The 20,898-nt window shown below is 39.0% G+C and carries 22 protein-coding genes; 14 read left to right on the forward strand and 8 right to left on the reverse strand.

The annotated features are described in order from the left end of the window. Positions 1-319 precede the first annotated feature (319 nt). From COR50_RS17350 to COR50_RS17390, 8 genes are all read left to right on the forward strand, one after another. A complete protein-coding gene (locus tag COR50_RS17350; RefSeq protein WP_157760956.1) occupies positions 320-1,003 on the forward strand; it encodes a hypothetical protein in 684 nt (227 codons plus the stop codon). 15 nt (positions 1,004-1,018) lie between these two features. Further along, a complete protein-coding gene (locus tag COR50_RS17355) occupies positions 1,019-1,816 on the forward strand; it encodes a hypothetical protein (protein WP_098195160.1) in 798 nt (265 codons plus the stop codon). A gap of 1,109 nt (positions 1,817-2,925) precedes the next feature. Beyond that, on the forward strand, positions 2,926-4,224 hold the full coding sequence (locus COR50_RS17365; RefSeq protein ID WP_098195162.1) for a toll/interleukin-1 receptor domain-containing protein: 1,299 nt from the start codon (positions 2,926-2,928) through the stop codon (positions 4,222-4,224). After that, positions 4,205-5,746 carry an argonaute/piwi family protein gene (locus COR50_RS17370; RefSeq protein WP_098195163.1) on the forward strand — a complete coding sequence of 514 codons (1,542 nt, stop codon included), beginning with the start codon at positions 4,205-4,207 and terminating at the stop codon, positions 5,744-5,746. The genes COR50_RS17365 and COR50_RS17370 overlap by 20 nt, the downstream gene beginning before the upstream one ends. Positions 5,747-5,750: 4 nt before the next feature. After that, on the forward strand, positions 5,751-6,143 hold the full coding sequence (locus COR50_RS17375; RefSeq protein WP_098195164.1) for a hypothetical protein: 393 nt from the start codon (positions 5,751-5,753) through the stop codon (positions 6,141-6,143). A 185-nt stretch (positions 6,144-6,328) separates the two neighbouring features. Beyond that, positions 6,329-6,883: a hypothetical protein gene (locus COR50_RS17380; RefSeq protein WP_098195165.1), complete on the forward strand. Its 555-nt coding sequence runs from the start codon at positions 6,329-6,331 to the stop codon at positions 6,881-6,883. Next, positions 6,880-7,206, forward strand: a complete 327-nt coding sequence (locus tag COR50_RS17385; protein ID WP_098195166.1) for a hypothetical protein — start codon at positions 6,880-6,882, stop codon at positions 7,204-7,206. The genes COR50_RS17380 and COR50_RS17385 overlap by 4 nt, the downstream gene beginning before the upstream one ends. A gap of 72 nt (positions 7,207-7,278) precedes the next feature. Then, positions 7,279-8,019, forward strand: a complete 741-nt coding sequence (locus COR50_RS17390; RefSeq protein WP_098195167.1) for a hypothetical protein — start codon at positions 7,279-7,281, stop codon at positions 8,017-8,019. A 219-nt stretch (positions 8,020-8,238) separates the two neighbouring features. On the opposite strand, the gene COR50_RS22490 is transcribed toward COR50_RS17390, so the two are convergent. Both COR50_RS22490 and COR50_RS17400 read right to left on the reverse strand, forming a co-directional pair. Further along, entirely contained in the window at positions 8,239-8,376 is a 138-nt protein-coding gene (locus COR50_RS22490) for a site-specific integrase (protein ID WP_198405685.1), read from the reverse strand. Between the two features lie 69 nt (positions 8,377-8,445). Continuing rightward, a complete protein-coding gene (locus tag COR50_RS17400; RefSeq protein ID WP_262496273.1) occupies positions 8,446-9,081 on the reverse strand; it encodes a site-specific integrase in 636 nt (211 codons plus the stop codon). Between the two features lie 694 nt (positions 9,082-9,775). Here COR50_RS17400 and COR50_RS17410 point away from each other — a divergent pair. The 4 genes from COR50_RS17410 to COR50_RS17425 all read left to right on the forward strand — a co-directional run bounded on the left by COR50_RS17410 (position 9,776) and on the right by COR50_RS17425 (position 14,911). Beyond that, a complete protein-coding gene (locus COR50_RS17410) occupies positions 9,776-10,624 on the forward strand; it encodes an RteC domain-containing protein (RefSeq protein WP_098195170.1) in 849 nt (282 codons plus the stop codon). Positions 10,625-10,887: 263 nt separating this feature from the next. Further along, a complete protein-coding gene (locus COR50_RS17415; RefSeq protein ID WP_013632691.1) occupies positions 10,888-11,196 on the forward strand; it encodes a helix-turn-helix domain-containing protein in 309 nt (102 codons plus the stop codon). A gap of 87 nt (positions 11,197-11,283) precedes the next feature. Then, entirely contained in the window at positions 11,284-12,723 is a 1,440-nt protein-coding gene (locus COR50_RS17420; RefSeq protein ID WP_098195171.1) for a DUF4099 domain-containing protein, read from the forward strand. Positions 12,724-12,826: 103 nt separating this feature from the next. Next, entirely contained in the window at positions 12,827-14,911 is a 2,085-nt protein-coding gene (locus COR50_RS17425) for a type IA DNA topoisomerase (protein WP_098195172.1), read from the forward strand. Between the two features lie 180 nt (positions 14,912-15,091). On the opposite strand, the gene COR50_RS17430 is transcribed toward COR50_RS17425, so the two are convergent. From COR50_RS17430 to COR50_RS17455, 6 genes are all read right to left on the reverse strand, one after another. Continuing rightward, positions 15,092-16,051 (reverse strand): hypothetical protein, encoded by a 960-nt coding sequence (locus COR50_RS17430; RefSeq protein WP_098195173.1) that lies wholly within the window; start codon positions 16,049-16,051, stop codon positions 15,092-15,094. A gap of 53 nt (positions 16,052-16,104) precedes the next feature. Then, positions 16,105-16,899: an RteC domain-containing protein gene (locus COR50_RS17435; RefSeq protein WP_232516205.1), complete on the reverse strand. Its 795-nt coding sequence runs from the start codon at positions 16,897-16,899 to the stop codon at positions 16,105-16,107. A gap of 272 nt (positions 16,900-17,171) precedes the next feature. Beyond that, complete coding sequence (locus COR50_RS17440; protein WP_198405687.1) at positions 17,172-17,399, reverse strand: hypothetical protein; 228 nt, start codon at positions 17,397-17,399, stop codon at positions 17,172-17,174. A gap of 11 nt (positions 17,400-17,410) precedes the next feature. Beyond that, entirely contained in the window at positions 17,411-18,202 is a 792-nt protein-coding gene (locus COR50_RS17445; RefSeq protein WP_098195175.1) for an inositol monophosphatase family protein, read from the reverse strand. Between the two features lie 77 nt (positions 18,203-18,279). Next, entirely contained in the window at positions 18,280-19,128 is an 849-nt protein-coding gene (locus COR50_RS17450) for an AraC family transcriptional regulator (RefSeq protein ID WP_098195176.1), read from the reverse strand. Next, positions 19,125-19,511: a winged helix-turn-helix transcriptional regulator gene (locus COR50_RS17455; RefSeq protein WP_098195177.1), complete on the reverse strand. Its 387-nt coding sequence runs from the start codon at positions 19,509-19,511 to the stop codon at positions 19,125-19,127. The genes COR50_RS17450 and COR50_RS17455 overlap by 4 nt, the downstream gene beginning before the upstream one ends. Before the next feature lie 152 nt (positions 19,512-19,663). On the opposite strand from COR50_RS17455, the gene COR50_RS17460 reads away from it, so the two are divergent. Both COR50_RS17460 and COR50_RS17465 read left to right on the forward strand, forming a co-directional pair. Next, the gene (locus COR50_RS17460; RefSeq protein ID WP_157760960.1) at positions 19,664-20,416 is read left to right on the forward strand and encodes an SDR family oxidoreductase; all 753 of its coding nucleotides are present in this window, start codon (positions 19,664-19,666) and stop codon (positions 20,414-20,416) included. A gap of 6 nt (positions 20,417-20,422) precedes the next feature. Further along, entirely contained in the window at positions 20,423-20,758 is a 336-nt protein-coding gene (locus COR50_RS17465; protein WP_098195179.1) for a hypothetical protein, read from the forward strand. Positions 20,759-20,898: the final 140 nt, after the last annotated feature.

Here is a 20,898-nt window from a genome sequence, read left to right on the forward strand (position 1 = left end):
CATTCCTTTTACCTGGAATCATTGGTAGATTGGCAGTTGAATAATTCTTCCAATAGACGAATGTAACGACTCTGCGGTAAAAGGACAATACACTGAATGGAACTACCCCGGCCGCGCAGGTAATTTCTGCTGAAATTCAACCAATATTCCTGTTTTCCATTACACCACTGATCTGTGATTTCTTAACCTTCAAATTTAAAGCATGAGAGTTTCATTGTTCGCATCCGCATGCGTGATGCTGGCCGGGGCCCTGCTATCCGGCTGTCTGAAAGACCCCCATCTGCCTCCCCCTGGCAACCCCTTCTGCAAAATTACAAAAGTGAAAGGCGACCTTCACTTCCAGAAGGACGTCGATTCTTACAGGATCACTTACGACAAAAAAGGTAACCCGGAGAGCATCGTTCGTGGCATTGTGGGAACGAGCTCGCCCAATTACTTGTTCCTCTATGACCAAAAAGGAAGATTGACCGACTTTTACGGCGTTTATTTGAATCCTACCGCGTTCGACATCTGGCACCGTTATTCCTACGACGCCAAAAACCGGATCATCCTCGATTCCACGTACGAGTTCGGGGAAGTGGGACCTGGAAATGTGCCGATCCCAAGCCCGGGAAGGCCCTATCTCGGCGTCCGTAATATTGCTACCTACTCATACGATCACCTGGACCGGATCGTCAGATCAACCGACACCTACGGCCACGATACTGTCTTCATGACCCGGCTGTACACGTATAACGGCGCCGGCAACCTTACGTCGGTCGAAGAACGGTCGGATGGCGGTTCGACGACGATCAGTTACACTTACGATAACAAGGTCAATTATCACCGCCTGCATCCCATCTGGCAATTTTTAGACAGGGACTATAGTATGAATAATCCGCTCCCCGTTGCGGCATACAATACGTATGGGCTCCCAACGTCCATCATTCTTTCCGGCTACAGGACCGGGTATTTCGCTACAACACCGTTTACTTTCGCGGAATTCGAATATTCATGTAAATAATTCAATCTAAATTTTATGAAAAAGTTATTACTACTGATATCGGGCTGTATTTTGGTATGTGCAATCCCGTATCTTTCTGGTTGCAATAAATATCAAGATGTGATCCCCCGCGCAGCTAGTTGCCAAATCGTGAAATTGAAAGGAGGCCTTTTCATTGGCGATTCCCTAGTGATCACGTACGACAACAAAGACCGGCCAATCCGCATGACCCGTGCATCGGTGGGCACCGGCTCTCCGAATTACGTTTTCCTTTACGATAAAAAGGGGCGGCTGAGCGACTTCTACAGCGTTTACGAACCACCCAATCCATATTTCGAAAACTGGCACCGGTATCAATACGATGACAGGAACCGGATCGTCACCGATACATCTTACTCCTTCGGCTATGTTGGACCGGGAGTGCCTTTGCCGTCGCCGGACTTTGGACACCTGGTTGTCGGCAACGTTTCCACCTATAAATACGACAGTGAGAACAGGATCATCCAGGCAACGGATTTTTATGGCCTCTCTACGCTCATTACATCTGACTTCGTTTATAACCGGCAGGGCAATATTGAAAAGATCATACGGCAATCGGGTGGCAGCAGCAGCACCGAGACGTTTACCTACGACGACAAGATCGGCCTGCGCCGGACAAACCCGGTTTGGCAGTTCCTGGACCGGGATTTCAGTGTCAACAATTCCATGAAGGTTTCGTCCTACAACAGGTATGGATTGCCGGTGGACGTCGATTTTGGCATCCATGGTGGGGGAATCTTCGCTACGGTCCAGGTTTCGGCTACAACGATCACCTATAATTGCGGTCATCACTGAAAGACCGTTGCATATTGGTGCGTAAAAAATGAAAAACGTGATACGGCCCGAAAGGGAAGAATCACGTAATAATTTGAAGCTGATTTTCAGGGCGTCAATATCGCGGCGTGCCTGATTTTGCTGTTCTGGAAGGTAACCGAAATTGTAGTTAATGATGGATCGAAATGACCCGTTTCGGTGAGTATCACTATGGCCATACCTGAAAGAAAAAGTGCAGCAGGTACCGAGGAAGCCCGTAGTATTCTGATATGGCGTATCCTGCTAGTAGCGGTAAAAAGGCTTCATGAGGTCATGCTATTTGCTTGTTGGAACTTGCAAATGTTAGTTATTTATAGTATCAGGATACTTTCACCTTCGGTTCAAGGCACTGCATTAATTCCTACGTATCCCGGCTTACTTTTATAGCAACAATCCAGACAGGGGTAGTAGAACACCTACATTCGATTACCCCGTTAACGGCATATCTATATCTGTCCTAATGAATGGAGGTAGTAGCTGGCATAGCTGTCTGCTGATGTATAGCCAACAGTGTCGGCTAAACCATCTTCATCTATACCTGAACAACGCATGACATACATAACTGCTTATCCAGATATGTTTTTTTTACCTGAGGTTATATGACTATATGGTTACATAGGGACATGAATACCTCGGCAACCGCTCATCTCTCTATTCAATGCCCAATGCCTGTACAAAGAAACATAGCTGTATCTCGACTTCTCATAAACTGGCAGCATTTTGGCCGGATTTTGAAAGGAAACACTTCTACAACTAATCCAATCGAAGAGCGGATTTTATGTTCACCGGAACATAACAAGTTGTGTTTTGAGCTGCTGGAATCCTTCTCCGCGGCTCAAAACTAATTGCTTTTGGATAGGGGCTAGAAGCTCCCTCCAAAGTCGGTGGTTTTACAGACTTTTGCCTGGGTTCTTACTCCCATTCTCTCATGCGGCTAATGAATTTCCTTGTTGCAATTATTGCGTATGTACTAGGATCACCACTTTTTTTAGATTCTGTGGAATTCGCCCCCTTATTATTCAAAGAAATTCATATACTTGTAAATATTGCGATAAATTAATAGAATAAACCAATTTAGAAGTTAACTAGCCATGAAAACCAAAATTTTCTTGAGCCATACAACCCCAGAGGACAATTATTTTGCTATTTGGCTTGCGTCGAAGCTAAAACTGCTAGGCTATGATGTCTGGATTGAGTTAGAGGAACTAAGTATTGGAGATGCTTTTTGGCCTCAAATTGAATCAACGATAAGAGAGGATTCGGCGAAGTTTATTCCGATTATCTCCAAATCATATTGTGCGAAGGTTAAAAATCAAAGGACCGGAGTTTTTAAAGAAATATCCTGTGCTGATAGGGTGAAAAATATATCAAACTTCATTTCTCCTGTTTGCATTGACGCGACAAACCCCGATGATTTTCCCGTTCAAATTTTGGGATTACACTCAATTGATTTTTATGATAATTGGCAAGAAGGGTTAGATACACTTGTCAAAAATCTAAAAAGGCAACAGATTCCTATTGGTGAACCAGAATCAGACTCAATAGGATTTTGGCTCGACTCATTCAAAATTGGCAGTGTAGTTAATGATAAACCCGAAAAGATTTATACCAATTGGTTTGACTTTAACCTTCCTGAAAAGCTATATGTTCATCAACCAGTATTAAGTAGGAAAATGGATTTACTAGACTTTATGTTCCCTTTTATTGTAGAGGGGAATCGACATATTTCTTTCTTTCCTGCGGACGATTATCCCCAATCTATAAGTTGTACTTCAACATACAGTTTTTTAGTTGATGATATTCTAAAAGAAAAGGCAGTGAGCGTAGACGATTTTTTTATTTTAAATGATCCTAAGAGGAAAATTGTGAAATTGTTGAATCATACTATAGAGGCTTTTCTATATCAAAAAGGATTAAAAAAATATGAGCAGTCTAAATCTCCCGTATTCTTCTATCCAAGTACGGAATCACATAGAAAAAGAATTAGTTTAAAGGATTTCGACAAGAATAATGTTTCGGTAACAGGTAAACATATTGATAAATTTTGGAGTTTTGGTATTAGCAGCTATGCGCTAATATACCCGTTTCCATATTTCAAGATTGATAGCCATATCATCTTTACAAATAACCGGCATGAAATATTGGAGATGGATGAACAACATAAACTTAGGCGTAAACTTGGGTCTGGGTGGTATAATAAAGATTGGCTAGAAAAGCTTTTGGGTATGATGTACAAAATATCTGATACAAATTCTGAGCACCTAATTAATATCCCAATTGCTGGAAGTGCATTTCTCACGGTTAATAGTATCCCAAAATATATTATGAGCGATTTTGGCTATTTAGAACCGCAAAAACAAGAAACTGATAATGAGGCTACAGTTGATTAAAGAACCAAATCTAATTTTTGGTTTTGACCAAAAAACTATTGATCCAAGAGATGGCTTGGCATTATTCGGTCCCTACGAAAAGCTAAATCCATACACCTTAAGAGTTGGGTTAATTGGATCAAATAATTGTATAGAGGACTACAAAAGTTTTGTTCAACAGATTAACAAACCAATTGTATCAACACAAACAAAGTATAACATTACCAAATCGCTTGAGAGGCAGCGACCGAGCTTTCCAGGATTTGAAGCCATATTTGATATAAAATGGCCTAATAATCCAGAGACAAATATAGAAGTTGATCAAAAGCAAATTAAAATTCTTCTTGCAAATAAAAATAGAACGATTCGCACTAGCTCCCTAGTAGACTTATTCCTAGAACGCATTATTGAATTTCAGAAAAAGGAAGATAATAAGCTCGACTTGTGGTTTATAGTTGTCCCTTATAGCATATATGAATCATGTAGGCCTCAATCCTGGGGCAAAGACATTGCAGCTTCAACCCAAAAATATATAGCACAAGCTAAACTTGGTCAAACCAGCCTAGATTTTCCTGGGGAAGAGGACTTTTATAATTCAATTTCATCTCTTACCGATACTGCCGCTGATTTCCATCACCTACTAAAAGCAAGGCTTATTCAAGAAGGTGTAAAAGTGCCTGTTCAATTAATTATCGATCGTACTTTAAAATTCCGAGACAAGGTATATAATAAGAAATTTGACGAATATTTGAAGGCCCATTTCGCATGGACACAAAGTACAACATTGTATTATAAGCTTGGAAAGCTTCCGTGGAAGTTAGGTGATATACGAGAGGGAGTCTGCTATTTAGGACTAGTTTTTAAAAAATTGAATGATAACAAAAATGTGTGTAGCGCTGCTCAGATGTTTTTAAGGGATGGTGATGGCTCTGTGTTTCGTGGGAACATTGGTCTGTGGGAAAGTTCAAAGCCTTATGAGTTTCACTTAAGCTCTGAATCTGCCGAACAATTAATTGGTATGGCATTAGACGACTATAATGAGAAATGGAAGAAATATCCGTTAGAACTGTTTATTCACTCTAAGACAATGTTCAATGACGAAGAGTGGGAAGGCTTCTCAAAAGCTGTTTCACAACGCAATGCCAATACTAATCTTGTTGGAATTTTAATCAAAGATATGAATGAGTTAAAACTGTTCCGTCATCCTTCAAGCCAAATTGGTAATTATGGTACTTTAAGGGGAACAGCTTTAATTGTGGATGACAGTGAAGCGTACCTATGTACAAAAGGGTTTATTCCAAGACTTAACACGAGTAATTCACTGGAAATGCCCAGAAATTTGCGAGTAAAAATAATTCGCGGCGATGCAAGAATTGAAACTGTTCTAGAAGATATTTTGGCATTAACTAAGCTGAACTACAACTCTTGTATCTATGGAGATGGAATACCTGTGACCTTAAAATTTTCGCACAAAATTGGTAGCATCTTAACCGCAACCCCCGACTGGAAAGTTGATACACGTCAATTCATGTTTTATATTTAGGTATATGGAAAACAAAATAAAACACCTCGAATTCATCCAGCAGATAATCTCAAGAATGAATACAAATTCCTTTTTGCTTAAGGGATGGTCTGTTACAATAATGGCTGGCTTATTTGCATTAGCTGCAAAAGACTCTAATCAACACTTTATATTAATCACTTATTTTCCCATACTAGTGTTCGGTATCTTAGACGCGTATTTTTTGTCACAGGAAAGACAATATAGAGCTCTTTATAATAAAGTAAGATTGATGTCAGAGGAATCGATAGACTTTGATATGCAGACAAATGGCTTGAATGAGGGTAAAAATCATATTGCGAATGCATTTATCTCCTCAACGATAGCCATTTTCTATCTCTCATTATTAGCCATTACGACTTTAGTAATTATCCTTTAGTGTAGTTTCAGCTCTAAACTTCTTACAAAATGAAATCCCATAAGTTATCGCAGATACACAGTTGATTAAGTTTAACCATTTTTTATGCAATCGTCTTTAAGTCAATTGTTTATATGAAAAGCAAAAATCTTGTATATTTACGAGGTGTGCGTCGTGCGCAGAGGCACCTTATTAACTAATTGCATATGACAAAATCTGACTACAGATATATCTACATTGGGTATTTAATTGTTGTCATTTTGACAGCTTTATGGCTTAACAATAAGTATAAACTTTCTGACACACCTCAAAATACTGCGTCTTTAATTGCTAATACATCAGAATTATTGGGGCTAGCAATTGCCTTGACAGAAATTTTTATTTTATCAAGGGTTACAGACAGAATAAAAAGAAGTATTGAAAATTTACAATCATATTCAGACATTTCAAATGTATCAATTTTTCTTTCACAGACAAAGGATGACTTAATCGGCAGGAAATATGGTAAAGCAATTTTAAGATTAGAAAAAGTAAGAGACGTCTATCAAGAAAGCCTACCAGCAAGTGAATTAGAAAATACTACTTCAGTTCATAGAATAAACTTTGACAAACTCAATTCAATTATTTCTACACTGACAATGGCTGAAAATAGTTTTGGTAATCTTCCAACAACAGACTTACAAGAATTCGTAACATTTTTAACATCATTCAATGAAACATTGACGTCATTGAAAATGACTTTTAAAAACTCAATATTATGATACCTGAAGTGTATAAATCGTTTATCCAAAAAATCATTGAAAAAACAAATGATGGTGAGGTCAAATGGGAATCTACTCGTAATGAAGCATATGTTTTACGGACAAGTGCTGCTACTATTGAGGTTGGACAATATATAGATCATGATGCAGAAGTTGGTTATTATTATTTTAAGTTTTTCAATATTAAAACTAAAAATAAAGCAGGATTTCGTGTTAACCATTTAGAAGATGAATATTCGACCATGGAACGGCTTTTCGCAGTAGCAGCAGCTTCGGCTGCAAATATCAAGGATGAACTTTCATCCTTCCTTGACGACCTATAACATGAATAGATAGCAAGGGCTTGCCCATAAATTCAAACATATTAGCAAGCCCTGAACGTTAGCGGCAATTATATGAAGACACTACTCACAATAATCTTGACACTTTTATTATCACTGACTTTCGCACAGACCAACGGTAAAGTAATTGCAAACAACAAAGCTGTTGACGCGAAACCAGATATAGACACTGTTAGTACTACTAAGGTAGAACTCCTAAATAGTTCCTTTGACAAACTGGTGTCAAAACTTACAGAAGATAAAAAGGAGACGAATTCCATTTGGAACACTCTTATTCCGCTTTTAATTGGTGCAGGTTTGACTTTGATTGCCCAATTTGCTATTGAGTATTGGAAGACAAACAAAGAAAACGAAAGCAAAAAAAGAGAGATTATTTCCAAAGGCCGGGCGAGAACATATTTAATTGCTCAAGTTTTAAAAGACTTGGCTATGTATAAAGTCCATAAACAGTACTATTGGAGAGCTTCTCAGATTGAACAAGACGGATCTGATAGTTTTAAAAAGCATTATGAAAAGGGACAGCAACAACGAGAAACTAAAGTTAGACTTGATGATAACATTGCAGAGTATTTTCAATTGGTAACCGAATACTCGATAGTGGCAAAAAAACATGACCATTTCAAGCAATACTTTGTTGATATTTTCAATTATGTTCATCCAAAATCTTCTAATTTCTCGGAATGTAATACAAAACTAGAATTACCTATGGAACTTAACAAGGAAGAGGAACGACTAAATGAAGAATACAAAAAGCTCATTGAATTGTTTGAGAAGATACAAAGTGAGATGAAATAACCACCACTAATAACAAAGCTTTCATTTTGGCCCAACGACCAAGAAATGAAAGCTTTGATGAACAGAAAATATTGGTAGTGTCAACTACGCCGCCTTCTTTTCCAGCATGGAAACTGGCATTTTTAAATGCAGCTTCTCGTTCAGAGCCTGCATATCCTGGCTGATTATCTTGGCTACAATCTTCGCATAAATCTGCGTAGTGCGTATGTTCTTATGACCTTACAATGCACTGACAGTTTCAACGGGTACACCATTGGCGAGCGTTACCGATGTAGCAAAGGTATGACGGGCGGTATGGGTAGTAAGGTTCTTTTCTATGCCGCATAATTCCACAAGCTCTTTCTGGTAGCTGTTCATCTTCTGATTGCTCTTTATGGGCAGCAGAACATTATTTGCGATACAGTAAGGATAGTTTTTATACCGTTCCTATATTTCCTTTGCAATAGGCAACAAAGGCACGTTTTCCCTGCACCATGTATTCTCCCTGTATTTAATAATCCAGTCTTCGCCATCGAAGTGCTTAGTAACATGGCCGAGCTGTAATAGGGAAGCATCTTTATAGGCATAGCCGGTAAAGCACATGAAAACATAAGCGTCCCTTACCTCTGCCAGCCGGGCAATAGGCAGCTTCTTATTATAAAGCTGCATGATCTCAAATTCGTCCTGTATATCCCTATCAGGATTGAAATAAGACCATTTATAACCTGCCAGTGGTTTTTTAAGTAGCCAGTTTCTTTCTGTTGCTGCTTTCAGGGTCTGCTTTACGTTTTTCAGGTATTTAATGGCTGTATTGTTCTCCAAACCTTGTTCCAGCATAAGAAAATCGGCAAAATCTTCGGCAAAGGCGTAAACGATCTGGTCTAAGGGAACGTCTTTGCGTTTGTATTCAGAAGATAGGAAATCCTGAACTTTTGACTTGGTAGTGTTCCTACGGGATAGGGTTCCTTTTGCCCGCTTTCCCTTATCTACTTTCCGGGTTAGCTTGTCGATCATAGAATCCAGTGTTTCGAGCAAGTTTTTGCTTTCTACGGGCTTTTTACCCTGAAAAGCAGTCTTTACCATTGCAGCGGAAACGTAATCATGCTGCACCGATAGAATGTCGTAATGATTTTTAAGGGCTACCTTAACATGATCAATGGCAGTGTTGATCTGCCAGGCTTAGGCAGCTTTGCCGTCTTGGGATGTATTCAATTTCTCCAGTATCAATAAAATGGAGAGCTTTTCATTAAGTTTCATTGCACAATAACATTTAGGTGAACAAATACCTAAAACCCTACTCACACAAGCGTTGAGGTTTGTTCGGGTACCAAATGTCGCAAAAGGAAAAGGTACCCGAATAGGTACCCTTTCTACTTGTAATTACTTGTGCCTCTTTGTTATGCTTTTTTTGCAGAAACCCCTTATTTTATGCGGGTTTGCAACAAAAAAGCCACTTTTGAAAAGTGGCTTCGTGAACCCGCTGGTACAGAACTCGAACTCTTTTTTGGAAGATTTAAGACGATTAAATCAATTAAAAGATAGTCCGTACCAATCTGATATATTCTTGGAAAAGGTTAATCAACCTAAACCTAAACAGCTTCAAATTTCGACAAAGGTAAACAAATTGAAAAGATGACAATGCGTTTCCTCCGAAAATTTTTATGCTTACTGCAAAAAAATCTTTCCCGACTTCGACCTGTATCATGTAAGAAACCCATTGCTAAGGACAATATTTGTGCATAGATAGTGATAGTGTTCAGTTTTAAAAACCTTAGCTATGAGACATCCTTTGAACAACATCGTGGCTGAAATACAGAAGCAAGAAAGAAAGCTGTCAGCCGAAACATCCAGTTTCATTGACGAGGCATACAAAATGACGGTTTACCTCCAAGAATTATTATGTAGCGTCAAAGACGATGTGATAAAAGAGGGCTTTTCCAGTAAGGATGAGGAAATCCATTTCTTTAAACGGATAAAGCCGAACATCCTCGGAAAACTTATCTATTACAATAAGGTGTACCGGATTGAGACGGCTTGCCCTGTCGATAGCGGAAACCTGTACCAAAACTATTTTGCTTTGCAACTGCGTGACTTAAAACAGGAATACCAAGAGCATATCTGCAATTCTGAATTTTACAGGTATCATCGCTCCGGTAGAACCGACCGTGACGGGCATTACTTCACGTTGGGAAACATTAATTATTATGACGGGCTGAACAGTTATGTATTTGAAATCGACCCTAAATTTTCGACCTACTTTGATTATAAGGTGGCGAAAATCATCGCCAACGAATTAATCTATAACTATCTGACGACAAAGCTAAACCCCGAACAAAATCCCGATGTACTGCTACAACACGAGGAAACAAAAGACTTCTTTTGGACACAGACCAAAAATGCCCTTATCGAATTGATTTATGCGCTCTATGCCTGCGATGCCATTTCGCACGGGAAAATAGGCATCCGAAAAATTAGCATGGTATTCCAAATCCTTTTTCGTATCTCGCTGAACGACATACATAACAGCTTCCACCGGATGAAGACCCGTGCAGGCTCACGGACGTTGTTTTTAGACCAACTCAAATACAGCTTAGAGGAATATATGGACAGGGAAGACAACCTATAATTTTCGTCTTCTATTTCCTTCAAAAAGGACAGCATCAATCGTTGCTGTCTTTTTTTGCCCGTTTGCCTATATGTGTCTATCGGCAAATCCATTGATTTGGATGCCGACCGAATGACCAAAAGTTCGGAAAGACCCTAAAAACGGCACTTTACATGAATTGTAAAAAAAATAAAAAAGTGCCTTTTTGATAGACACGTATCGGAAGACAGCCTGCGCCAATCGCTCCAATTTTGTGGTGTTAGAAATCATTAAAAGTATTTGTTATGAACATCGACAGAATGGAATTTATCGCATGGATGGAACGTATAATGGAGCGTTTCGATATTTTGAAAGAGTACGTCCTAAACATCAAGAAAGAACGCCACAGTATAGACGGTGAGGAATTACTGGACAACCAAGACCTGCTCCTTATGCTGAAAATCAGCCACCGCTCCCTGCAACGATACCGCTCCACGGGCAAGCTACCATATTATACCATCAGCGGAAAGCTGTATTACAAACTATCGGACGTACACCAATTCATTAGGGAAAGTTTCAAAGCCCCCATACGGCGTACAAAAGAAAACCGATGACAAACCCTACCACGAAAAGACGGGTACGGCATAGCCGTACCTGCTTCGCCTACTTTCGGAAATTGTAAACTTTAAAAAATCAATATCATGAGCGAACAGACAAATGAAAATCCACAGCAATATCCCGAACAGCTTTCGGATGTGCTGTTGGTGATGGACAAGGAAAAAAAGAAAATCCAAGCCGTCACGGGTGTTGACGAAAACGGCAATCTGAAAACCGTTGATGCCAACAAGAAAAACCAAAGCCAATTTATGCGTGTTGACAGAGCAGGAGATTTGTTTACAAATTTCTTCTCCAACTTTTGGCGACAGCTAAAAGACCCGACCCACTTTTCATTCTTTAAAGTACCTGCAAAGGAAGCGGTCGAAACCGCCAAAGAAATGCAGAAACAGGTCGATGCCCCAACCAAAGAGGGCGAGGCTGTTATGGCAAAGCATGAGGTCAAAGAGCCAAAAGAGCAACAACAGGAAACCAAAAAGGATGTGGAAGCACCAAAAGCGACACAGGAAACACAAGCACAAGAAAAAAGCGAATACCGCTATAAGGCGGAAGATGTGGACTGGAATTATTTAGCACAATTCGGAATAAACAAAGAGAGGCTCGAAAAAGACGGACAGTTGGATTTGCTGTTAAAGGGCTATAAGACCAATAAGGTATATCCCACAAGTGTCAATTTCGGTGCGGTTATCATGCGCTCGGATGCAAGGCTCGGTTTCCAAGACGGTGAAGACGGAAAGCCTGTACTTATGATGTACGGTGTACGCCATGAACCCAACCTCAAAGCCCCTTTCTTTGGTCACGAATTTACCAAAGAGGACAGGGAAAACCTGCTCAAAACCGGAAACATGGGGCGTGTGGTGGAACTGACCAACCGCAAAACAGGCGAAAAGATACCGTCCATTATCAGTATCGACCACCTAACGAACGAGGTTATCGCATTCCGGCAGGACAGGATAAAAGTACCCGATGAGATTAAGGGCGTAAAGTTGACCGAAGACCAAAAACTGGATTTGAAAGATGGGAAAGCCATTTATTTAGAGGGGTTGGATTTTAAGAACAGTACGAACAAAAATGCCCATGTGCAGTTCAACGCCGACAAAAAATATACGGAGTTTCTCTTTGGTGATAAAGCCCCCAAACAGGCACAGGAAAACGACCCGAAATACTATCGTGGCAAAACGTTCTCCGATGAACAGTACAAACAACTCACCGAGGGCAAGACCCTTTATATTTCGGATTTCAAAGATGGGCAGGGAAACGCCTATAAAGGCTACGTTACGCTGAACAAAGAAACAGGGGGGTATGATTTCAGCTTTAAAAATCCCAATGCGCTGAAAAATAAGGCACAGCCTGCCGAAACGCACAAAACACAGGTTGCCGTGAACTCCAAGGGGAAAACCAACGAAGCAACCAAGCACATCAACGAGCCTCTGAAACCGGAGCAACAAAAGCCGAAAAATAACGCACAACAGCAACGGCAGAATGACCCCAACCGTCCGGCTAAATCCAGAGGGGTAAGAAGATAACACCATCAAAAAACATTTTTCTTTGGAAATCCCCTTTCACAGAATACGAGGGGTTTCTCAAAGAGAAATGTCCAATAAATAATCCATAAATATAGATAGCATCATGAAAGCAATCATTGCAGAAAAGCCAAGTGTGGCGAGGGAAATAGCTACCCTGTTGGGAGCGACCGAAAAACGGGATGGCTACCTCGCAGGGAACGGCTATGAAGTTACGTGGGCATTAGGTCATTTGGTCGGACTGGCGATGCCCGAAGATTACGGGGTGTCGGGCTTCCAACGTGAAGCCCTGCCCATATTGCCCGACCCTTTTATACTTACGGTACGCAAGATAAAAAAGGACAAAAGCTATGTTCCCGATAGTGGAGCGTTAAAACAGTTGAAGATTATCGAACAGGTCATCGGTAGATGCGATAGCATTATCGTGGCCACCGATGCCGGACGTGAGGGGGAACTCATCTTTAGGTACATCTATGAATACCTAAAGTGCCGGAAACCCTTTGAACGTCTATGGATAAGCTCACTCACGGAAAAGGCAATTAAACAGGGTTTTGACAACCTAAAAGCCGGAAACGAATTTGACGGGCTGTACCGTGCCGGACAAGGGCGGAGCAAAGCCGACTGGCTTGTCGGTATCAATGCCTCGCAGGCGTTGAGCATTTCGGCAGGGCGTGGCGTTTACTCGCTTGGTAGAGTACAAACGCCAACGCTTGCCCTTATCTGCAAGCGGTATTTGGAAAACAGGGATTTTGCCGTCAAAAAATACTTTCAAATCCAGTTGGAACACCGTAAAGAATTTACAGACTTTAAGAGCCTTTCAAAGACCAAATGGGATGACAGGAAACTTGCTGACGATACGCTGAAAGCCATTCAGCGTAACGGAACAGCGACCGTTACGGCGGTGGAAACCAAATCGGTTTCGGAGCAACCGCCTTTGCTGTTCGACCTTACGGGATTGCAGAAAGAAGCAAACAAAAGGGCTTCCTATACTGCCGAGGAAACATTGAACATTGCCCAAAGCCTGTATGAAAAGAAATTCATTACCTACCCCCGTACAGGGAGCAAATACATCCCCGAAGATATATGGTCGGAAATCCCTGCACTGGTAAGGAATTTGGAAGCACGGGCTTCCTGCAAAAAAGCGGTCGGAAAAGTGAAATGGGGTCGTTTCAATAAGCGCATCGTGAATGACGTAAAGGTCACAGACCACCACGGTCTGCTGATTACCGAGAAAATCCCGTCCGAATTAACTGCGCACGAAAATGTTATCTATGATATGATTGCGCACCGCCTGTTGGAAGCCCTTTCGCCTGCCTGTACCAAAGAAATAACCGACATCGGGTTGCAGGCTTTTCACTATGATTTTACATTGAAAGGGTGTAAAATCCTCGAAGCCGGCTGGCGTGGCATCAAGGAAAAATTTACAGACGAGGACAGCGAGCCTGTGCAGGAACTGCCGGAATTAAAGGTCAACGATGAGCTGAAAATCAAACAGGCATCCGTACAGGAAAAGAAAACCAAACCGCCTGTGCTTTACACCGAGGCAGGTCTGCTGTCCGCAATGGAAAATGCCGGAAAGGAAACCCATAACGAGGACGAACGTAAAGCCCTAAAGGACATCGGCATCGGTACACCTGCCACAAGAGCCTCCATTATAGAAACGCTCTTTAAAAGGGATTACATCCGGCGTGAAAAGAAATCCCTTATCCCTACCCATAAGGGATTGCAGGTCTACGGGGCTGTAAAGGACAAAAAGATTGCCGATGTGACCATGACAGCCGAATGGGAAATGGCATTGCAGAAAATCGAAAACAACGAGGCGGATGCAGGTACTTTTCACCGTGAAATGGAAGCCTACGCCACTTCCATTACACGGGAACTTTTGGACACGGGCATTGCCGATGAAAAGCAACCCGAACTGAACTGCCCTAAATGCAAGAGCCGTCAGCTATTGGTTTGGAACAAGGTTGTAAAATGCCCCGATGAGGCTTGCAACTGGCTTCAATTCCGTACGGTGTGCGGAGTGCCGTTGAGCGTTGCCGACATAGAAAGCCTTGTGACCAAAGGAAAGACCAGCCTTATCAAAGGCATGAAAAGCAATTCGGGCAATAAATTCAATGCCTATATCGTCATGAACGATAAAGCCGAAACCTCCTTTGAGTTTGACAACAGGAAACCAAAAAGGAAATAAATGTTTTTTTTTTGGACGGCATACAGCGTGAGGGATAGAAGCGACATCCTTTTGCGGTCCTGCAAGATCCGCAAAAGATACAGCGGATAGCCCGAACCGTCTGCATTTTTTCGATAGCCTGGGCATGGTGTCAAAATGCAGACGGTGGCACGCCCATATAAACTTATTAAAGTGATAAATCTATTTTAAGTAATCAAGGTATTCTGTTATTGTAAGAACCCTATTTTGATAACCATAGCTTCTTAGTATTTCAGTAATATCCTTATCTGCCGTAACAAGAATTGCCTCCCTATTATCAATGGTGGAATTTGATATAGCAAAAGATATTTGATAATCCCATAGCCAATTCCATCTTTTTTCCTTTGATGCTTTAGAGTTCATATCAATGCTTTCGGTGACAATTTTTGAACACACCCATTTATAAAAACCTACTGAAAGTGGAAAACTTTGGTACATAGACTGCGCTCTTTTATTAATCTCATGTTCTGTTAAAGATATATTAAGTTTTATAGCAATCGCACAAATTATTGCCATAGAATGTATATATTCAAATGAACCATTCTCAATAAAATCAAGGATTTTTAGTCTTAGTTCTTTCTTCGCAATATTTGGATGTTTTATCAATATCTCCCCTTTAATTCCGTCAATAAAGTTGGTTATTTGGTTAGCAAAACCCTCTTCTTCCGTATTGATGAAATTTTTTGTATTCTCAAATGTATTAACCGATTTATGGTGTAGTAATGCTCGGTCTAAGTCTACCTTAAAATCATTAAATGTACCCCCCAAGTTTTTAACTTTTTCTTCCATATCTGATGGAATGACATCAAAAAAAGAACGACATAAGTGCATAAAAGGTTGTGGAATAAGCCTTGGTGCTTGTTCCGCTTCATCATAACAATGGTTAATTAATGCAATAATTCCATTTAGACAATCTTTATAATTTATTCCGGCTTCATCTTCAACAAGATTACCCAACATTTCCATTCCTGCAATAACAACTCCAAAGGACTTGATATTTTTCTGGTTTTCAGCTTCTTTTAATTCCTCAATAGCTATAATGGTTTCTTCTGTCGATTTGCCTCTAACAAACGTTCGGTAAGAATTTGTGTCAAAAAGAACTGCATATTTATTATCACTCATATTTACTCGTCTTTATTCCTAAACTTACAATATATATATGAATATTATAAATACTATTTTTCGTCCTGTTCGTCCATTTTCTTGATAAGTTCCTCCCTAAGCGCATCAAGGAATTTTGTGCGGTTCATCTTTCGGTTTCTCAACTCCAAATAGGTCTGATAAAAATTGCCCAAGTCAATGCCAAAGGCACTTTCAAAATATTGGGCGACTTCCCTTATGTCATTGTTCCCGTTGTCAAATACATTTTGATAATGCAAGGCATAAATCAGTTCAATCAATGCCACTTTGCTACCTGTCCACTTCAGCTTTTTAGGGGTTTTCGATTTGTCCTTTTGGAATTTGTGAAATAACTGGTCTTCGATGTAAACCTGTATCAAATCATTGGCTATTATCTTGGCGACCTTGTAATCATGTGAAGTGGAAAAGGACTGGTCAGACTGGAAATAATAAGTGTCCAACCATAGCTTTATATCATGGTTGCCCCGTAAAAACATTTTCTCGTCAAGAAACGAGTTATTGCTACGGTAGTACTTATAAAAATCGAGGTTGTTATCAAAGAACCTTTTTAGTTTTTTCAGTTCTTTGTTGAGGTATTTCCTTATGGGTTTTGCACCATAGGGTTTCTTTGTCTCGATTTTGTAAATGGCATTGTAGTAAATGAGTTTCGCTACAATGGCAGGTTTCTGATACTTGAAAAAACGGATTTCTTCATCAGTATTCTTAAACCCTCTTTTCAGCACATACCCTTTCAGTTCGGACAGGCATTCAAGAATATGATGTATAACTGCTTCTATCCGTTGTATGGAGCAATCGGTTTCAATCTCTAAGTCTTTGATTGCTGTCTCCAATTTTAATAGTATTTCATTGTAAAAATTATTCATACTTTATTGTTAATTGGGAGTTCCGTATTACTGATAATAAAATTGTATTATCCGGTTTCTTGCAGATAACGTCAATTTTCAAGTGTCTTTTAAAAAGAGAAGAATCGGAAAAATACCTTTCTAATAAAAAAGTACTTCCCGACATTCTCTTTCATGATTACCATAATTTTGGAACTAAAGCGCATATTGGGTTAAGAAATCCATATGCATAATTTTATCCATATAAGTATGTTTATGAATTATTCTATTCTCTCACAACTGTAGCCCAAGCCAACCATACAATGGATAATTTTATTCGTTTCTATTTCAGGTTGATTGGCTTCGACTCTCAAAATTTTTTCTTCATCTTCAAGATCAAAGTTGATTTTATAGTTTTGATATAAGGATAAAAGAAAAGCTATCGCTTTATTAGTGTCGTTTTCATTCCGAACGTTAGTTTTAAATATTTCAACTGTTTTAATCTGCATTACTCCGGATGTTAAAAAATACGAATAAGTTCATCACGAATAATTGTGTTGTTCGTTGATAGAATACCTAAATTAGATTTAATACCAAAAGCATTACCTACGGTATCTGTCACTACGCCACCCGCTTCCTCTACGAGCAGGCTTCCTGCCAACCAATCATATATATCATTTCCAAATTCCCAAAACGCTTCCAATCTTCCACATGCTATATATGCCATTTGCAATGAGGCAGGCCCTAAAATTCTTAATGCAAAAGTTTTGGGTATTACTCTTTTCATACTTAAAAGTGTTTTTTCCAATAGTTCTTTTTCTCCGTCATCTCCATATCTATGAAAAGTGCTTACAAACGCTGAATCCAAAGTCTTACGGCTATTTACTTCAATCTTAATTCCATTGAGGAACGCTCCACCCCCTCTTTTAGCGGTAAACAGCTCGTCTTTTTCGGGATAGTAGAGTATGGAAAATTCAGGCTGATTATTTCTCATTAATACTAAAGAAATTACCCATGGGAAGCATCCCTGTAGGAAATGTACAGCACCGTCCAATGCATCACATACCCAATAATCCTTATCCATTCCTTTTTGTTGGGCCACAATGTTAAATTCCGCATCAGCCCATGCAATATCGGGAACAATTTTATTTAAGGCAGTCCTAATTGCATGCTCGGCGAATGAATTGGCTATTTCAAACAATTCGAACATCCGTTCCTTTGAAACACCTTGCTCTTTAGGGACATACTTCTCTTGTAATTCCCGTGCAACATTTTTTATTATTTCTGTTGCTTGCATCTGTAATTGTTCCATTTCTTCTAATATTTTAAATTGATACTGCAAATTTCAATTTAAAGGCTTAGATAAACAGAATACAAAGGAAGGGAAGATTAGGACATATCGCAGAATTGATTGCGAAAATTCATGGGTGAAACTCCAGTGGTGTTTTTAAATAAGCGAGTAAAATAAGATGCTTCGTTGAATCCAAGCTCAAAAGATATTTCCTTGATAGTCAAATTTGTGTGATATAATAAACGTTTTGCTTCAATTATAATAAAATAATGAATCCAAAATGAAGACGTCTTCCCTGTATAGCTTTTAACCATGTCATTGAGATGTGATACAGATATATGAAGTTTCTTGGCATAGAACGCAGGAGACTGGACTTTAAGTGTTTTGCTTAAAAGTACTTTAAAAGAATCGGATATGATTTTCCCCTGTGTTTTAACATTATCATTCTTTCCAATATTTTGTACAGGTAGATTAGCAATGGACTGGAATAGCAAAGCTGTACTCAAGTGGACAATAATCTCGTTAGTGTAAGCTTTTCCCTTGTTTTCAAATTGCTCAAAAAGCAAATCAGCTATACGAAAGAGCTTATCTATTTGTTTATAATCTAATGTAATAACTTGCTGGGTAGGATTTAATGATTGCAACTTACATATGATAACATTTGGTATAAGAAAATTTTCAATATCAATGTTATAACCTTTACAATAACTTATTTCCTCCACATAATGTGTCTGCAAGGGGCTTACGATTATTATTGAGGGAGAAGTTATAGCAATTTTTTCTGATTCAATAACAACTGTTCCCGAACCCTTTAGCAAATATATAAGCGAAAAATAATCTTCTCTATGAACAGAAAATGCTTCTTCCTTTGATGTGTCCAATTTGGAAATTTCAATGCCTGCATAAGCATTTGTGTTTCTCTCGATGGTATGAATTGCCTGCTTCATATTTCAGTATTCATTTTCTTTTCGTGTAGGTTTAATAAGTCCTTTCTATATTGGCTTCCCCATGTTATCATTTCTTCAATCAGTTTACTTAAAGTCTTACCCTGCTTGGAAAGCTGATATTCTACTGTAATAGGTTTTGTTTTTATTTCAGTCCTATGTATTAGTCCATTTAGCTCTAAGTCATGTAATTCTTTTGATAACATTTTTTTTCCAATACCATCAATAGTATGTAAAAGTTCCATAAATCTCATTTTCCCTGTCACCAACAATGTTCCAAGAATAAATATCTTCCATTTGCCACATAAAATGTCAGAAGTATCTTTTATAGCTAATATCCTTGATTTGCATAAAACTTCCTCAGCTATCGTAGTATCTTTTTCCATTGCATTAATTTAATATATAAATCGAAATGTCACTGCAAAAATATTAAAAATAGAAAAGGTATCCTATCGGAAACCGGTTTCATACAAGGAACCCATAGTGATGAAAATATCAATCTATTATAGTTTTGGAATGAAATTAAAACTTAATGATTATGCATTTAGAAAACAAAACAGCCCTAATTACCGGAGGAACAAGCGGTATAGGGTTAGCAACAGCAAAGCTTTTTTTACAAAACGGAGCAAATGTTATCATTGCGGGGCAGGAAACTGCGAAAGCCCGAAAGGAACTCGCTGACTATGATGATAAAAACAAACATTTCTTCATTTACGACACAGCAAAAATGAAGGATATTGAGCAATTGGGAATATTTGTAAAAGATACTTTCTCTAAACTTGACATTGCTTTTCTCAATGCCGGAGTTGCCAGATTCGCACCATTGGAGACAATTTCAGAAAGTTTTTTTAATGAAGTAATGAATATCAATTTTAAGGGTGCATTTTTTACATTACAAAACCTTTCAAAACTATTTTCGGAGAATGCTTCAGTCGTTTTAACAGCATCTGCAGGAATGCACAAAGCTCATTGGGGCTCCAGTATTTATTCTGCATCAAAAGCTGCACTTAGAAGTCTCGCTATATCACTTAGCAATGAATGGGTAAATCGTGGTATTCGTGTAAACGTAGTTAGTCCTGGGACAACAGACACCACATTATTACAGAAATTAGGATTGGAAGGTGAAAAATTTCAAGAAATGAAAAATAATTTGATTGCACAGATACCGATGGGAAGGCTTATAAAGCCGGAAGAAATTGCAAATGCAGTATTATACCTTGCGTCTTCTGGTTCGGAATCTCAAACTGGTACTGAAATTATTATTGATGGTGGAGCATTTTTTAAAGTCTAATTAATTATGGAAAAAGTTATTTTGGTTTTTGTCAAACTTAAAAAAGATATAGATCGTTCAGCGTTTGAAGCGTTTGAAGAAAAAGTGGCGAAATATAACATTACGCTATCTTCTCACAAAAGTTTTAAAGTGTTACGCACTATTGGTGTCTTGGGAAATGAAACCTTAGAATCTCCTTATGATTATATCGAAATTATAGATATTGTCAGCCTCGAATCTATGTACCAAACAGTAGAAAAGGATGGCAAAATAAAAGCTTTTATAGAAGAATTTCAGCAATTCGCAGAGGAATCACAATTTCTTATCACCGAATATCTGGTCAGTGTAGCTTCTTTACCATAGCCCTGTAAGGGCTATGGTAAAGAAGCATTCCGTGATTTGTCCTATTAATCCCCCTATTTCTTTACTTCTCTCTCTATTTTTTTTAGGAACTTTGTTCAATTATTCTATATCAATATTTGTAAATTACTTATGGCGTTACC

Origin of the sequence: Chitinophaga caeni, from assembly GCF_002557795.1 — a bacterium.
Lineage (GTDB): Bacteria > Bacteroidota > Bacteroidia > Chitinophagales > Chitinophagaceae > Chitinophaga > Chitinophaga caeni.

Coding starts and splice junctions, on each gene's coding strand:
- COR50_RS17355 (WP_098195160.1), top strand. CDS start 1,019: ATGAAAAAGTTATTACTACTGATATCGGGCTGTATTTTGGTATGTGCA.
- COR50_RS17365 (WP_098195162.1), top strand. CDS start 2,926: ATGAAAACCAAAATTTTCTTGAGCCATACAACCCCAGAGGACAATTAT.
- COR50_RS17370 (WP_098195163.1), top strand. CDS start 4,205: ATGAGGCTACAGTTGATTAAAGAACCAAATCTAATTTTTGGTTTTGAC.
- COR50_RS17375 (WP_098195164.1), top strand. CDS start 5,751: ATGGAAAACAAAATAAAACACCTCGAATTCATCCAGCAGATAATCTCA.
- COR50_RS17380 (WP_098195165.1), top strand. CDS start 6,329: ATGACAAAATCTGACTACAGATATATCTACATTGGGTATTTAATTGTT.
- COR50_RS17385 (WP_098195166.1), top strand. CDS start 6,880: ATGATACCTGAAGTGTATAAATCGTTTATCCAAAAAATCATTGAAAAA.
- COR50_RS17390 (WP_098195167.1), top strand. CDS start 7,279: ATGAAGACACTACTCACAATAATCTTGACACTTTTATTATCACTGACT.
- COR50_RS22490 (WP_198405685.1), bottom strand. CDS start 8,376: ATGAACAGCTACCAGAAAGAGCTTGTGGAATTATGCGGCATAGAAAAG.
- COR50_RS17400 (WP_262496273.1), bottom strand. CDS start 9,081: ATGGTAAAGACTGCTTTTCAGGGTAAAAAGCCCGTAGAAAGCAAAAAC.
- COR50_RS17410 (WP_098195170.1), top strand. CDS start 9,776: ATGAGACATCCTTTGAACAACATCGTGGCTGAAATACAGAAGCAAGAA.
- COR50_RS17415 (WP_013632691.1), top strand. CDS start 10,888: ATGAACATCGACAGAATGGAATTTATCGCATGGATGGAACGTATAATG.
- COR50_RS17420 (WP_098195171.1), top strand. CDS start 11,284: ATGAGCGAACAGACAAATGAAAATCCACAGCAATATCCCGAACAGCTT.
- COR50_RS17425 (WP_098195172.1), top strand. CDS start 12,827: ATGAAAGCAATCATTGCAGAAAAGCCAAGTGTGGCGAGGGAAATAGCT.
- COR50_RS17430 (WP_098195173.1), bottom strand. CDS start 16,051: ATGAGTGATAATAAATATGCAGTTCTTTTTGACACAAATTCTTACCGA.
- COR50_RS17440 (WP_198405687.1), bottom strand. CDS start 17,399: ATGCAGATTAAAACAGTTGAAATATTTAAAACTAACGTTCGGAATGAA.
- COR50_RS17445 (WP_098195175.1), bottom strand. CDS start 18,202: ATGGAACAATTACAGATGCAAGCAACAGAAATAATAAAAAATGTTGCA.
- COR50_RS17450 (WP_098195176.1), bottom strand. CDS start 19,128: ATGAAGCAGGCAATTCATACCATCGAGAGAAACACAAATGCTTATGCA.
- COR50_RS17455 (WP_098195177.1), bottom strand. CDS start 19,511: ATGGAAAAAGATACTACGATAGCTGAGGAAGTTTTATGCAAATCAAGG.
- COR50_RS17460 (WP_157760960.1), top strand. CDS start 19,664: ATGCATTTAGAAAACAAAACAGCCCTAATTACCGGAGGAACAAGCGGT.
- COR50_RS17465 (WP_098195179.1), top strand. CDS start 20,423: ATGGAAAAAGTTATTTTGGTTTTTGTCAAACTTAAAAAAGATATAGAT.